The following is a 14603-nucleotide window of genomic DNA, read 5'->3' on the forward strand; positions in this document are numbered from 1 at the left end:
TGCATTTATGAAGAATAATATACAATTTAAACTATTCATACTATTCATATTTCTAACGAAATTTCTTTCTGCGCAAGACACTATTTATTATGATCAAGATTGGAAAAAAACTACAAAAAATAATAGTTCTTATTTTAGACCATTACCATTTAAAAAAAGTGGAAATGTTTATTTAGTAAGAGATTATTATAAAAACGGAAACTTACAAATGCAGGGTTATATCCTTAATAAGGATGATGATTCAAGTTTTGTAGGAGATGTTTTTTATTATAGAATGGATGGATTAGATAAAAGGGTGACAAGTTTTATCAATAATTCTAAAACTAAAGAACTAATTTATTATAATAATCAAGGAAAGCTATGGCAAAAAGTTTTATATAATGATGCAGGAGAAATTTCAAAAATTGAGATTTTTAAGGATGAAAAAATAGTTACTTCAGGGATAATCGAAAATAAAAAATTAGAAGGTAATTTTATCAGAATTCCATCAGATTTTTATTTAACTCCTGAGATTATTAAAAATGGACCAATTATGATTGGAGGTTCCTCAAATCCAGAATTTCGTACACTTCATAACTTTTCTCAAATTATTTTCTGGGAAAATGGGAATAAAGCTAAAGAGGTTAAATACAGTAGGAAATCAGATGCTTTATTTGATATTTCGACTACGTATTGGGATGAAAATGGTGTATTAGTTCCTGAAGAATCTATAGATCGAAAAGGTTATACAACTAATGTGTATTTTACATATTATTTAAAAAACGGATTTGCAAAATCGTATGAGATTAAAAGAAAATCATATGCGAAAACTTTCGTTACTATAGAAAATTATGATATGGATGGAAATTTAATTCAGAAATTAATTTATAAAAATGAAAGACCTTATGATGGGGTTTTTGTTGATTATAAAGATGGAGTATTTTTAAAAACAGCTACGCTAAAGGAAGGGATTTATATTGACGAACTTATCGTTAAAAATCGTGATAATATAGAATTATCGAGAGGGATTTATAAAGATGGTAAACCTTTTTCAGGTACGTTTATAACAGATGTATACGGTGAAAAAGGTTTCTCTTATTATCTTATAAATAATTATGTTGATGGTGTAATTAGTGGTAAACAACAAGAATTTGATATCTATTTTAAATTATTAAAAGAATATGAGATTAATAGTTAAAAGAATAAAAATCGGTTAATTTTCTATTTTTATACTTTCAAACTAACTCAATCTATGTTACAAAAAGTCACTTTTCCTAATCCATTTGGATTTTCAAAACCTACAAAAGAAGAAGTTTTATCATTGCAAAAGAAGTATAATTTTTCTGATGAATATGCGACTTTTTTATTGGAGCAAAATGGATTTAATGATTTACTCTTTTTTGATGCCGATTATAACAATTTTACTATAAATTATACTGGCGAAGAACCTTGGCAAATGTTTGGTGGTTTATATGGCTTGAATTCTGATTCAGGTTATTATGATTTGATAGAAGCGCAAGCTTATACTATTTTCGAATCGATATTTTTCAAAATTGGAACAGATCCTGGAGGAAATGAATTTGTTGAGGTTTTACAAGGCGATAAAAAAGGTTGGATTGGTTGCATCGATCACGATTTATATATTACGCATGATACGTTAAACTCATTTCTCGAAGAAGTTGAAGAAGAAACAGATTACGAAAATTTGAACCAATTATCGCTCGAAGAATTGACTGAAATCTTGATTTCTGAAGATTTTGGAATGATGAATTTTCATGCAAAATCAATGCATCAATTCCTTACAGATTGTTTTATAATTAAAGATCAAACCATCTTGATAAAAGATTTAGAAGCAAAATAATTATTTATCCTCATTATAAACCTTTATTGAAAAACTGACAATATATTTTATTGGCACAACGTTTGTCTTATTAATACTCGCTTTTCTAAACGCTTCAAACAAGAACTATATCGTAGTTTTTTTGAAATTATGAAAAGCTTTCGTCAGTTAAAAATAGTTTTACTGACACTTTGAACGTACAAAAAAATTATGAACATAGACAATTTGTCATTAGCACAAGTAATGGAAGAAGAAATCGAATTAATTCCTTTGATGAGTAAAGACGAAGAAAGTAAGCTAAATAAGCAAGATATTTCTTCGGTATTGCCTATTTTATCGTTAAGAAACACTGTCTTATTTCCGGGTGTGGTTGCGCCAATTACCGCGGGTAGAGATAAATCTATACAACTTTTAACACAAGCTTACAAAGAAGATCGCATTATTGGAGTGCTTTCGCAGAAAGAAATTGCTGTGGAAGATCCTACACAAGACGATTTGTATACAGTTGGTACAGTTGCTAAAATCATGCGAATGATAAAGTTGCCAGATGGAAACATTACGGTGATTTTGCAAGGGATGAAGCGCTTCAAAGTCAAAGAATTTGTTTCAGATGATCCTTATTTCAAGGCAGAAGTAGAAATTTTGACAGAAAAAGTTCCAACTTCACGCAACAAAGAATATCCAATTATTATTGAATCAATTCGCGATTTAGCTTTTCAGATTGTAGAAGAAAATCCAATGTTGCCTTCGGAAGCTGCAGGAGCTATAAAAAGTATTGAAAGTAATACGTTTTTAATCAACTTTGTCGCGTCTAATTTGACGTTAAGTTTAGATGAAAAACAGTTGTTGTTAGAGATTTCTGATATGAAACTTCGTGCAATGGAAGTGATGCGTTTTATGAATGTTGAGCTTCAGAAACTGGAGTTGAAGAATACAATTCAGAATAAAGTTCGCAAAGAATTAGATCAACAACAAAAAGAATATTTCTTAAATCAACAAATCAAATCGATTCAAGAGGAGTTAGGAGGAAATTCGACAGAAGAAGAAATCAATGAAATGCGCAAACGTGCTTTAACGAAAAGTTGGAGCGAAGAAGTAGCGAATCATTTTGATAAAGAAATTAATCGTCTTTCTCGTCTAAATCCGCAAATGCCAGAACATAATATTCAGCGCAATTACCTTGAATTTATGTTGGATTTACCTTGGAATACCTTAACGAAAGATAACTTTGATATCAAGCATGCAAAGAAAATTTTAGATCATGATCATTATGGTTTAGAAGATGTAAAAGAACGTATTTTGGAGCATCTTGCAGTCTTGAAATTGAAAGGAGATATGCGTTCGCCAATTCTTTGTTTATATGGACCTCCGGGTGTTGGTAAAACATCGTTAGGGAAATCTATTTCAGAAGCGATTGGACGCAAATATGTACGTATGTCGTTGGGTGGTTTACATGATGAATCAGAGATTCGCGGTCACCGTAAAACCTATATAGGAGCGATGCCAGGACGAATTTTACAGTCAATTAAAAAATCTGAATCGTCTAATCCAGTTTTTGTTTTAGATGAGATTGATAAAATGACAGCGAGTGCGCATGGAGATCCTTCATCAGCAATGTTAGAGGTTTTAGATCCAGAGCAAAACTCAACTTTTTATGACAATTTCTTAGAAATTGGCTACGATTTATCGAAAGTATTTTTCATTGCGACTGCCAATAATATTGGAGATATTCCAAGTCCGTTACGCGATCGTATGGAGATGATTAATATTGCAGGTTATACAATCGAGGAAAAATCTGAAATCGTAAAACGTCACCTTTTACCAAAACAATTAACAGAACATGGCTTGAAAGAGAAAGATGTTGTGTTAGGTAAAAAAGAAATCGAATATTTGATTACGGGTTATACACGCGAATCTGGAGTTCGTAAATTGAATCAAAAAGTTGCGAAATTAGTTCGTTCGGCTGCAAAACATATTGCGTTGGAAGAAGAATTTAATGCTAAATATTCAATTGAAGATATTTCGAAAATCTTAGGCCCTTCTATTACGCCAGACCAATACGAGAACAACGAAGTTCCGGGTGTTGTGGTTGGTTTAGCTTGGACAAGTGTTGGAGGAGATATTTTGTTTATCGAATCTATTTTATCGAAAGCGAAAAATGGAGGGCTTTCGATTACAGGAAACCTTGGAACTGTGATGAAAGAATCTGCGACAATTGCGTTAGAATATATCAAAGCGCATGCGGATGAATTAGGTATCAAACCAGAAGTGTTCGAGAATTATAAAGTCCATATTCACGTGCCAGAAGGAGCAACGCCAAAAGATGGACCATCTGCCGGAATTACAATGTTGACGTCTTTGGTTTCGTCTTTTACACAACGAAAAGTGAAAGCAAAATTGGCAATGACAGGAGAAATCACACTTCGTGGAAAAGTTTTACCAGTTGGTGGAATTAAAGAGAAAATTTTGGCGGCGAAACGTGCAAATATCAAAGAAATTATTTTATGCGAAGACAACCGAAAAGATATCGAAGAAATTAAAGCAGAATATGTAAAAGGAATGACTTTCCATTTTGTAAAAGAAATGAAAGAAGTTTTGGAAATCGCTTTAACAAATCAGAAAGTAAAAGGAGCAAAGGTTTTGGATTAATGTGAAATCTTCTCAAAACAAAAAAAAGGAACTCAATTAGAGTTCCTTTTTTTTTGTATATTAATCAAAGAATTAATACTTCGAATATGCGTGTAGCTTTATTATTTATCTTAATATTCTTATCTGAACTTTGTTTGTCTCAAGTACAAAATAAAACGGAGATTTATTCAAGAATTTCTGAAAATGATTATTGGGGTTATGTTGATAATAGAACAAAAGAAATAAAAATTCCACTTGGTAAATATAAATTTATGAATCCTCTAGATCAAGAAAATATGATTCTTGCTAAGAAAGATGATAAAGAAGGTTATATTGATATTAATGATAATATTTTAATTCCTTTTATTTACAATGATCTAAGTGTTTTTTCTGATAATGGTTTAGCAATTGCTCAAATTAAAGATAAGTTTGGTGCAATAAATAGAAAAGGAGAGGTTGTAATTCCATTTATTTATGATCGATTAAATTATTTTTACAAATCAGGATTAGCAGTAATTATAAAAAATGGAAAATATGGATTTGTAGACAAAACAGGAAAAGAAATTGTGTCATCTATTTATAATTCTGTTGATCAATCTATGAATGATAGTATTTTATTTGTAAAGAATAAGGAAAAATGGGCAATTTTTAATAATGAAGGAAAACAATTAACTGATTATATATTTGATAATCATGCAGAGGAGGTTATTGTGAAACCTAAGAATAGTTTTGGAAATGGAACTACATATTTTATAGATGGTTCTATGAAATTGTCGAAGAATGGTAAAATTGGATTTTTAGATAAGAATTTAAAAGAAGTATTAGAGTTTGGGAAATATGATAATATTTTAATTTTCAATCAAAAAGGTTTAGCAATAGTTGAAGATAAATCTAAATATGGAATTATAAATTCTAAAGGACAAATTGTTTTAGATATTATTTATGATTCAATTTCAAATGATGGATTTTATGGAAATAAATTAGAAACTTATGTTATCAAAAAGGAAGGTAAATTAAAATTACTTTCTAAAGATTTAATTTCAATTTCTGGTGACAAATGGTTGAAAAGTATAAATTTTCGAGAAGCTGTTGTAGAAAATGATCAATATATTTTATTGTTTGAAGTTGAAGACTTTAATAAGAAAAAAGGAATATTAACTTCTGATGGACGAGAATTGGTGAAAATAGAAAACGAAGACGTTTTTTTAGTAAATGAAAATAAAATTGCTGTGATAAAAAAGAATAAAAAGATTTATTTGTTCAATATTATTCAAAAAACACTTTCAAATACTGAGTTTACAAATTACTATCATTCAACTGATGAGGGATTTATTATTTTAAAAAAGAATAAATTATTTGGAGTTGTTGATACTTTGGGAATTACTAAAATTCCACCAATTTATGGAGCAATAGAAGCTGTCTATAATAGACAAAATAATTTTATCGTTAAAAAAAATAAGAAATTTGGAATTATAGATATTAATCAAAAAATAATTGTTCCAATAGAATATTCTTCTATTTCTAATTGGGTAGAATATGGACCTGAAGAACATATTGTTACTAAAAATGGTTTATCTGGTTTGATAACTCGAGAAGGAGAGGTTTCAATACCTTGTATTTACAAAGATTTTAGTTATGCAAACGGTTATTTTTTTGTTAGTAAACAAAATAAATTTGGAGCTGTAGATAAGTCGAATAATCAGTTAATTCCATTTGAATATGATGAATTGAAATTTAATTGGAGTGATTTTTATTTTAATTATGAGAATAAACCAATTACTATAGCTGTTATAAAAAAAGGAGAGAGAATGTTAATTGATCTGAAAAATAATATAATTAAAACGAATTTATCTCAAGAAGAATGGGATAAGTTTGGATTGTATTAGCCAAAAAGGAACTCTAATTGAGTTCCTTTTTTTTTTGTATATAAATCTATAACCAAATAAAGTTTTTAGCTTTTTCACTTTCTGGATCAAACCATTCATCACTTATTTCTTGAAAAATTGGTTTTCCATTTTGATCTATTTTGATTTGAATCAAATCTCCAATAGGTGCTCCATGTAAATATCTTAATCGACCTAAAGAATCGAATTTTATTTTGTTATCATGAAGTAACTTTTCATATTTTGGAAAAAGAGAAATGTTATCTTTTGTTATTCTAATTTGATTCATAACAAAGTTTTAATCTTACTTTATTTTATAAGCAATTCCCCAAAAAACGGGCATATTAAAAGGACCGCTGTATTTTCCGTAACCTGGAATAACCAAAGGATCAATTCCTTGATCTTTTTTACCACCAATATAAGCTGCAGGATGCAAAGCTAATTCACCATAAAAATTTTTGAAAATCTCTACACGTCCACCAACCACAGCTTCTATCCAATAACTGCTTACATTCGCTTTTGGCAAACTTCCTGTTCCTGTAATCTCATTCGATTGTAAATCTCTAATCGGATAACTATTGATGGTTTGCGAATATTTAGAATACGCAATTCGTCCACCAATGTAAATTCCGTTCGATTGATTTTCTACATCTTGCGTTATAAACCAGTTTGCACCAAGTTTTGCAAAAACGCCGTCAACATCAACATTCCAATTGATTTCATTAAACTTATTTTTCTCGAAACCAGCTTCTATAACAGCATGCCACTTATTATTGATTTGATAAGAAGCATAAGCGCTAACACCTTTTTTATCGTTGAAAGCAGAAACAATCGGATTGAAAACATCTACACCGATAAAAATATCATGGTGTTTTTTCTTTGGAATAGAATCTGTAACGGAAACTTTTGTCGAATCAGTTTTATTTTCTTGACCAAATGCAAAACTAATTGCGCTCGTTAGCAAAAAGCTTAATAACAGTTGTCGAACCATCTTTAATTTCAGTATTTACAGTTTCTATTTTCTTTATCCAATTTCCAGCTCCATTTGCAGTTTTCGTCACCAATTTTACATCAACTCCTTTAAAAGTTAATCCAAAACCACAAGCTTTAGAAGTATAGCCATTTCCAAGTGTATCGTATTTTAAAATCAATCGATCACGTTTTGCAGGGATTGTTCTGATGACTTTACCCGTTATAGAATCTTTTACATCTATATCTGGACCTTGCGCTATAGTATAATAAATTTCTTTTTTTGAATTATTACGCAAAGCAATTCCGAAACTCGTTTTTCCTAAAGCAGAATTTTTTTCGATTAAGACAGTATCTTTACTCGTTCCTGTAGCTTCTCTAATTCCTTTTGTAATCGAATCATTATAAACATACGCCCAATAATAAATCGAATCTTCTAAAGGAACATTTGTTCCATCATAATACATATCAGCAACCATGCGAGGAACATCACCTTCGTCAGTACAAATATCATCGTCTTCGCAACTATAAAATGCTAAAGAAATTATAGAAGCGAAAATTGAATAAGCCAGAAAACGTTGAATATTTTTCATTTTTTTTGATTGAATTTTAAATTCGCTCTAAAAGTACAATATTTTCTACATGATGTGTTTGCGGAAACATATCAACTGGCTGAACTTTAACAATTTTATATTGATCTTTCATCAATTCTAAATCGCGCGCTTGTGTAGCAGAGTTACACGAAACGTAAACAACACGTTTTGGATTCATGAACAAAATATTTTCAACCACTTTTTTATGCATTCCATCACGTGGAGGATCAGTAATAATTACATCTGGAATTCCGTGTTCGTTGATAAAATCTTGATTCAATACATCTTTCATATCACCACAATAGAAATCGCAATTATCAATTCCATTGAATTTTGCTGCCGCTTTTGCTGCATCAATCGCTTCTTGAACAGATTCTACACCAACTACTTTTTTAGCTTTTTTCGAAACGAATTGCGCAATTGTTCCAGTTCCTGTATATAAATCGTACACTAATTCATCTCCAGTTAAATCTGCAAAATCACGTGTTAATTTATATAATTCGTAAGCTTGTTCTGGATTGGTTTGATAAAAAGATTTTGGACCAATTTTGAAATTCAAATCTTCCATCTTTTCCATAATATGATCTTCTCCAGCAAAAACTTCGATATCTAAATCATAAACAGAATCGTTTTGTTTCGGATTAATTGCATACAATAAAGAGGTGATTTCAGGGAATTTATCTTTCAAGTTTTGTAAGAAAGCTTCACGATTTTCTTTTTCTTCACGGAAAAATTGAACTAAAACCATTACTTGTCCATTCTGAGAAGTACGAATCATTAATGTTCTTAATAAACCTTCTTGATTTTTTAAATCGAAGAAATCTAAGTTATGTTCTAATGCAAAACGTTTTGCTTCAACACGAATCGCATTCGAAGGATCACGTTGTAAGTGACATTTTGTAACATCCAAAACTTTAGACCAAGCACCAGGAATATGGAATCCAACTACGTCACGGTCGTCAAATTCTTTCCCAGACTGAATTTCTTCTAACGTTAACCAACGTGCATTAGAAAAAGTAAATTCTAATTTATTACGGTAAAAATATTGTTCTTTAGAACCTAAAATTGGAACAATTTCAGCATCTAAATCTTTGAAACCTCCAATACGAACCAAATTGTTAACCACTTCGTCGTGTTTAAATTTAAGTTGCGCATCATAGCTCATATCTTGCCATTTACAACCACCGCAAACACCAAAATGCTCACATTCTGGCTGAACGCGATAAGGAGATTTTGCGTGAATTTCGATTGCTTGTCCCTCTAAATAGCTGCTTTTTTTCTTCAAAACGTGTACATCTACAACGTCTCCTGGAATCGCACCTTTTATCAGAACCGTTTTTCCTTCCTCTGTTTTACCAACTGATACACCTTTTGCACCAGCACGTAAAACTTCTATATTATTTAATATGATTTTTTGTTTCGCTTTTCTTGACATTTTGCAAAGGTAAGGAAGTCGTCGAAATATTCAATTTTTTATCTTTTTTTGGAATCAATCTTTGTATTTTAAATAATATTTTTATTTTTACAATATAAAATCTATCGGTTTTATAGATTATTATTTTGTTTGATAAATTTATTTAGAATAATTTTCATAAAATAGTGTAAAAAATAGGTTTGTTATTTAAATTATTCTATTAATTATGTTTATTTAGAAAAATAATATAATTTTGAAATCAGAAATGAAACAAGAAAAAATGAAAAATTTAGTATTTAATATGTCAATGTATATGTGTCGCTCTTTACAAGAGGAGGAATATGTTGTGATGTATTAATTACGAAAATAATAATTCATGAACTCCTCCAAAATTTTGAGGAGTTTTTTATTGTCAAAAAATAAGTTAGAAAGTTAGAAAGAATGTCAAGTCAAGAAAAAAATTATTTAAATCAGCTAGAAGACGAAGCAATCTACATTTTGAGAGAAACAGCTGCTCAATTTGAGCGTCCAGCATTGTTATTTTCAGGAGGAAAAGATTCGATTGTTTTGATTCATTTAGCTTTGAAAGCCTTTCGTCCAGGGAAATTTCCTTTTCCTTTGGTGCATGTAGATACAGGACACAATTTTCCTGAAGCGATAAAATTTAGAGATTATTTGGTCGATAAAATTGGCGAAAAATTGATTGTTGCCTCTGTAGAAGATGCTATAAAAAAGTATAATCTGAAAGAAACTGCTGGTCGTTTTCCTTCTCGTAATGCCTTGCAAACGTATGCGTTGTTAGATGTAATCGAAGAAAATGAGTTTGATGCATGTATTGGAGGAGCGCGTCGTGATGAAGAAAAAGCACGTGCAAAAGAACGTATTTTCTCGGTTCGTGATGATTTTGGTCAATGGGATCCGAAACTTCAGCGTCCAGAATTGTGGAATATTTTGAATGGAAGAATTGAAAAAGGACATAATGTACGTGTTTTTCCGATTAGCAATTGGACAGAATTAGATGTTTGGAATTACATCAAACAAAATAACATCGAATTACCAAATTTATACTTTGCTCATGAACGCGAATGTATTGTTTACAATGATAAATTAATTGCGACTTCAGATTTTATTCAGCCAAATGCAGATGATAAAGTTGTGATAGAAAAAGTACGTTACAGAACGGTTGGTGATATGACGTGTACAGCGGCTGTACCTTCGGATTCTTCTACGATTGACGATATCATTACTGATATTATTAACACAAGAATTAGCGAAAGAGGACAAACTCGTTTGGATGATCAATTGTCAGAATCAGCGATGGAAGACCGTAAAAAACAAGGTTATTTCTAAGTCAAAATTTTTTTAAACAAAACTCTATAATATCTATAGGAATTAAGTAAAATGAATACATTAAAATTTATAACAGCAGGAAACGTAGACGATGGTAAAAGTACTTTAATAGGGCGTTTACTTTACGATTCGAATAGTATTCACACCGATCAATTGGGTGTTTTAGAAAAACGTAAATCAAATGAAGACGACGAAATTGATTTGTCTTTGATTACAGATGGTTTACGTGCCGAGCGCGAACAAGGAATTACAATAGACGTAGCGTATAAATATTTTTCGACTGCAAAACGAAAATTTATTATTGCTGATGCGCCTGGACATGAGCAATATACACGAAATATGATTACAGGTGCTTCAAATTCAGAGTTGATTATTATTCTGGTTGATGCACGAAAAGGAATCACTTCTCAAACAAAACGTCATGCAAGCATTGGTTCGTTAATGGGAATTAAAAAAGCAATTATCGCGATTAACAAAATTGATTTGGTTGATTATTCGCAAGATATTTTCGAAAAGATAAAAAATGATTTTCAACAAATTCAAGATCAATTGAATTATGATGAAGTAACTTTTATTCCAGTTTCTGCTTTGGTTGGCGATAATATTGTCGAAAAATCTGCGAAAACGCCTTGGTATAATGGTGAAACATTATTGCATCAATTGGAAACAGTTTCGATTGAAACAGATAAAAATTTAGCAGCGCGTTTTCAGGTTCAATGGGTAATTCGCCCAAAAGATGAAGAACATCACGATTATAGAGGTTATGCGGGACAAATTTTGAGTGGAGTTTATAAAGTTGGGGATTCTATTAAAGTTTATCCATCAAATATCGAATCAAAAATTGTTAAAATAGAACGTCATTTGGAAGAAGTACAACATGCTGAAGCAGGAGAAAATGTTGTGATTCATCTCGAAAATAATATAGATATCAGTAGAGGAGACTCAATTGTAAAAACTTCCGAAGAACCGCAAACGACAAACGAACCAAAGGCTTGGATTTGTTGGTTAGACAATAATGCATTGCAACAAGGAAAAACGTACGTTTTGCAGCATCGTTTTCATTCGGTTCGTGCAAAAATCAAAGCAATCGATCAACAATGGGATATTAATAATTGGGAATTTATTCCATCTGAAGAAATCAAGTTAAATGATATTGGACAAGTGGTTTTGAAAACAAATCAACCTTTATTTTTCGATTCTTTTAAAGAAAATATTCATACAGGAAATGCCATTTTGATTGACGAAACAACGAAAAATACAGTCGCTGCTTTGATGTTTATTGATTAAAATTCGTCAGTTCGAGTGATTTTTAGAAATGAAATGTATAAAAATTGTATCGAGAACTAAGATGAATTTTATTTTCCATAATTTTTTATCGATACAAAATTCCACTCGAATTAATGGTTTCATTGATAAAATTATCTAAAAGCACAAAGGTTTAATATATCAACTCAATCTTATCAATCAACTAATTTATTACAAACATGCAAACAACAATAGGAAAAGTAATTTTGGCTGGCGCTGGTCCTGGAGATCCAGAATTGGTGACGCTCAAAACGTTAAATTATATCAAAAAAGCAGATGTTATTTTGACAGACCGCTTAGTTTCTCCAGTGTTAATAGACGAATATGCGTCGAAAGATGCGTTGGTTATTTATGTCGGAAAACAATGTTCGAAAGGCATTCATACGCCTCAAAAAGATATTAACGATTTGATGATTGAGTTTGCAATGCAAGGAAAATTAGTGGTTCGATTGAAAGGAGGTGACGCTTCGCTTTTCTCTAATATTTTGGACGAATTAGAAACCTTGAAAAAAAATCATGTTCCGTACGAAATAATTCCAGGTATTTCGGCTGCTTTTGGTGCTGCCGCTTACACGGGAATTCCGTTGACAGCACGCAATCATTCGAAAGGAGTTCGCATGTTGACGTTGTGCGATTTGAAATCTATTGAAGATAAACAATGGAAAGATTGGGCAAAAACATCGGATACATTGGTTTTTTATATGAGTGGACAACGTTTACAAACTTTAGCCGATCAGTTAATTTTGAATGGAATTGATACCGAAAAAGGTTTAGCAGTTATTCAACAAGCGACAACTCCAGATCAGAAAACACAAGTTTTTACTTTCGAAAATATTGTAGAAAACCATTTACCGACCTTCGATTTTGTACCAACTTTAATTATCGTAGGTCATGTTGTCAATTTGCATCAATCATTCGCTTGGTTTGATGAACAGCCAACTTCTAATTCATATTTTGATAACCATAAAACAACAATTTCTTATGCTAGCTAACGAAAAATTGAACTTAGTAAAAAGTTTAGTAAAAGAATTATCACGTGACGAAATTATTTGGACAAATGGTTATTTGGCTGGATTAGTTGCGAATCAGACACAAGATGAGCCGAAAGAACAAAAGGTTTTAACCTCAATCAAACCTACAATAATCTATGGAACTGAAACAGGAAATGCGAAGAAATTAGCCAATCAATTGCTTGGAATTTTTAAGAAGAATAAAATTCAAGCCAAAGCAATTGATGCGTTTCAATATCCACTCGAAAAAATTGAAAAAGAAGAGTTTTTAATTCTAATTTTTAGTACGCAAGGAGATGGAGATTTACCTCAAAATGCGCAAAAATTCTATGATAATTTGAGCAATTCTGACCTAAAATTGAATCAAACAAAGTTTGCTGTTTTTGGTCTGGGCGATACGTCTTATCCGTTTTTCTGTAAATCAGGAGAAGAAATCGATGAATTATTTGGAAAACTAGGCGCACAACGCGTTTTCGATTTGGTAAAAGTAGATTTAGATTATCAAGAAATTGCCGAAAATTGGTTTGCGGATATTTTAAAAACTATTCAATCAGAAGGAAGTTCAATGGTTGTACAACCTCAAAAATTGCAAAGTTCTTCTACGCAAAAAAAATCGTATGGAGGAATTGTAAAGCATAAAGTTATTTTGAACGATAGAGGTTCGAATAAAGAAACCTATCATATCGAAATAGCAGTTGATGAGCAAGTCGATTACGAACCAGGTGATGCTTTGGGTGTTTATCCAAAAAATAATCAAACCGAAATTTTAGAGATTGCAAAGCTTCTCAATGAAGAAAATCGCGCTCAAGAACTTGAAGAAAAAAATATTAGAGCACTTTCTAAAAAATCAATCGATCAATTTGCAACAATTTTGAATGTAGAAATTCTCGAAACTAAAATTGATTTAATTGATTTGTTGATAAAATATTATTCGTCTGAATCTACAATAAAATTTGATGATATTTTAAATCTTTTGCATCCAATTGCACCACGTTTATATTCGATTTCATCATCGAATGAAGCACATGATAATGAAATTCACTTAACGGTTAGTCTGAATACTTTTTTAGTTTCAGATCTACAAAAAACTGGATTATGTTCTCAGTTTTTAGCAGATTTTGAGCAAGGTAAATCCATAGAATTTTACATTCATAAAAATAAAAACTTCAAACTTCCAGATGAAAATCAATCGGTGATTATGATTGGTCCGGGAACAGGAATTGCACCTTTTCGTAGTTTTTTGACACATCGTGATGCGATTGGTGCAGAAGGTAAAAACTGGTTGTTTTTTGGTGAGCAACATTTTGTTTCGGATTTCTATTATCAAACTGAAATTCAGGAATGGCTTTCGACAGGAGTTTTAAGCAAATTAGATACAGCTTTTTCGAGAGATCAAAAACATAAAATTTATGTACAAGATCGAGTGAAAGAACAAGGAAAAGAGCTTTACAATTGGTTAAAGGATGGTGCTTATTTGTATGTCTGCGGTCAAAAAGACGGAATGAGTACAGATGTAGAAAGTGCTTTGATCGAATTAATTGCAAAAGAATCAAATCAAGATGAGGTTTCAGCGAAAAATTTTCTAGAACAATTAGAAGAAGAAGGTCGCTACCAAAAAGATGTCTACTAATC

General features: G+C 31.0%; 12 protein-coding genes. 8 read left to right on the forward strand and 4 right to left on the reverse strand.

All coding sequences use genetic code 11. From position 1 onward, the window contains the following. Positions 1-7: 7 nt before the first annotated feature. The 4 genes from B2217_RS06755 (at position 8) to B2217_RS06770 (ending at position 6333) form a co-directional block, all read left to right on the forward strand. Positions 8-1177, forward strand: a complete 1170-nt coding sequence (locus tag B2217_RS06755) for a hypothetical protein (protein WP_180904858.1) — start codon at positions 8-10, stop codon at positions 1175-1177. Between the two features lie 54 nt (positions 1178-1231). Then, positions 1232-1840: a hypothetical protein gene (locus B2217_RS06760; RefSeq protein ID WP_280045345.1), complete on the forward strand. Its 609-nt coding sequence runs from the start codon at positions 1232-1234 to the stop codon at positions 1838-1840. 189 nt (positions 1841-2029) lie between these two features. Beyond that, positions 2030-4468 (forward strand): endopeptidase La, encoded by a 2439-nt coding sequence (lon, locus tag B2217_RS06765; protein ID WP_180904856.1) that lies wholly within the window; start codon positions 2030-2032, stop codon positions 4466-4468. Positions 4469-4554: 86 nt separating this feature from the next. Next, positions 4555-6333, forward strand: a complete 1779-nt coding sequence (locus B2217_RS06770) for a WG repeat-containing protein (protein ID WP_180904855.1) — start codon at positions 4555-4557, stop codon at positions 6331-6333. Positions 6334-6379: 46 nt separating this feature from the next. Here B2217_RS06770 and B2217_RS06775 read toward each other — a convergent pair whose 3' ends face one another. Genes B2217_RS06775 through rlmD form a run of 4 tightly spaced genes read right to left on the reverse strand, consistent with a single transcriptional unit; the run spans position 6380 to position 9327 of the window. After that, entirely contained in the window at positions 6380-6619 is a 240-nt protein-coding gene (locus B2217_RS06775) for a hypothetical protein (RefSeq protein ID WP_038332337.1), read from the reverse strand. A gap of 15 nt (positions 6620-6634) precedes the next feature. Next, complete coding sequence (locus tag B2217_RS06780) at positions 6635-7321, reverse strand: DUF6048 family protein (protein ID WP_180904854.1); 687 nt, start codon at positions 7319-7321, stop codon at positions 6635-6637. Beyond that, complete coding sequence (locus tag B2217_RS06785; RefSeq protein ID WP_180904853.1) at positions 7275-7892, reverse strand: DUF6452 family protein; 618 nt, start codon at positions 7890-7892, stop codon at positions 7275-7277. Before B2217_RS06785 ends, B2217_RS06780 begins: the two co-directional genes overlap by 47 nt. A 16-nt stretch (positions 7893-7908) precedes the next feature. Next, positions 7909-9327, reverse strand: a complete 1419-nt coding sequence (rlmD, locus tag B2217_RS06790; RefSeq protein ID WP_280045346.1) for a 23S rRNA (uracil(1939)-C(5))-methyltransferase RlmD — start codon at positions 9325-9327, stop codon at positions 7909-7911. Between the two features lie 420 nt (positions 9328-9747). On the opposite strand from rlmD, the gene cysD reads away from it, so the two are divergent. The 4 genes from cysD (at position 9748) to B2217_RS06810 (ending at position 14601) form a co-directional block, all read left to right on the forward strand. Next, a complete protein-coding gene (gene cysD / locus B2217_RS06795; protein WP_180904851.1) occupies positions 9748-10656 on the forward strand; it encodes a sulfate adenylyltransferase subunit CysD in 909 nt (302 codons plus the stop codon). A 51-nt stretch (positions 10657-10707) separates the two neighbouring features. Beyond that, entirely contained in the window at positions 10708-11943 is a 1236-nt protein-coding gene (locus B2217_RS06800) for a sulfate adenylyltransferase subunit 1 (RefSeq protein ID WP_180904850.1), read from the forward strand. A 197-nt stretch (positions 11944-12140) separates the two neighbouring features. Next, complete coding sequence (gene cobA, locus B2217_RS06805) at positions 12141-12953, forward strand: uroporphyrinogen-III C-methyltransferase (protein WP_180904849.1); 813 nt, start codon at positions 12141-12143, stop codon at positions 12951-12953. After that, entirely contained in the window at positions 12943-14601 is a 1659-nt protein-coding gene (locus B2217_RS06810; protein WP_180904848.1) for a diflavin oxidoreductase, read from the forward strand. The genes cobA and B2217_RS06810 overlap by 11 nt, the downstream gene beginning before the upstream one ends. Positions 14602-14603: the final 2 nt, after the last annotated feature.

This window comes from Empedobacter sp. UBA7620 (genome assembly GCF_002484185.1).
GTDB lineage: Bacteria > Bacteroidota > Bacteroidia > Flavobacteriales > Weeksellaceae > Empedobacter > Empedobacter falsenii_C.

Coding starts and splice junctions, on each gene's coding strand:
- B2217_RS06755 (WP_180904858.1), top strand. CDS start 8: ATGAAGAATAATATACAATTTAAACTATTCATACTATTCATATTTCTA.
- B2217_RS06760 (WP_280045345.1), top strand. CDS start 1,232: ATGTTACAAAAAGTCACTTTTCCTAATCCATTTGGATTTTCAAAACCT.
- lon (WP_180904856.1), top strand. CDS start 2,030: ATGAACATAGACAATTTGTCATTAGCACAAGTAATGGAAGAAGAAATC.
- B2217_RS06770 (WP_180904855.1), top strand. CDS start 4,555: ATGCGTGTAGCTTTATTATTTATCTTAATATTCTTATCTGAACTTTGT.
- B2217_RS06775 (WP_038332337.1), bottom strand. CDS start 6,619: ATGAATCAAATTAGAATAACAAAAGATAACATTTCTCTTTTTCCAAAA.
- B2217_RS06780 (WP_180904854.1), bottom strand. CDS start 7,321: ATGGTTCGACAACTGTTATTAAGCTTTTTGCTAACGAGCGCAATTAGT.
- B2217_RS06785 (WP_180904853.1), bottom strand. CDS start 7,892: ATGAAAAATATTCAACGTTTTCTGGCTTATTCAATTTTCGCTTCTATA.
- rlmD (WP_280045346.1), bottom strand. CDS start 9,327: ATGTCAAGAAAAGCGAAACAAAAAATCATATTAAATAATATAGAAGTT.
- cysD (WP_180904851.1), top strand. CDS start 9,748: ATGTCAAGTCAAGAAAAAAATTATTTAAATCAGCTAGAAGACGAAGCA.
- B2217_RS06800 (WP_180904850.1), top strand. CDS start 10,708: ATGAATACATTAAAATTTATAACAGCAGGAAACGTAGACGATGGTAAA.
- cobA (WP_180904849.1), top strand. CDS start 12,141: ATGCAAACAACAATAGGAAAAGTAATTTTGGCTGGCGCTGGTCCTGGA.
- B2217_RS06810 (WP_180904848.1), top strand. CDS start 12,943: ATGCTAGCTAACGAAAAATTGAACTTAGTAAAAAGTTTAGTAAAAGAA.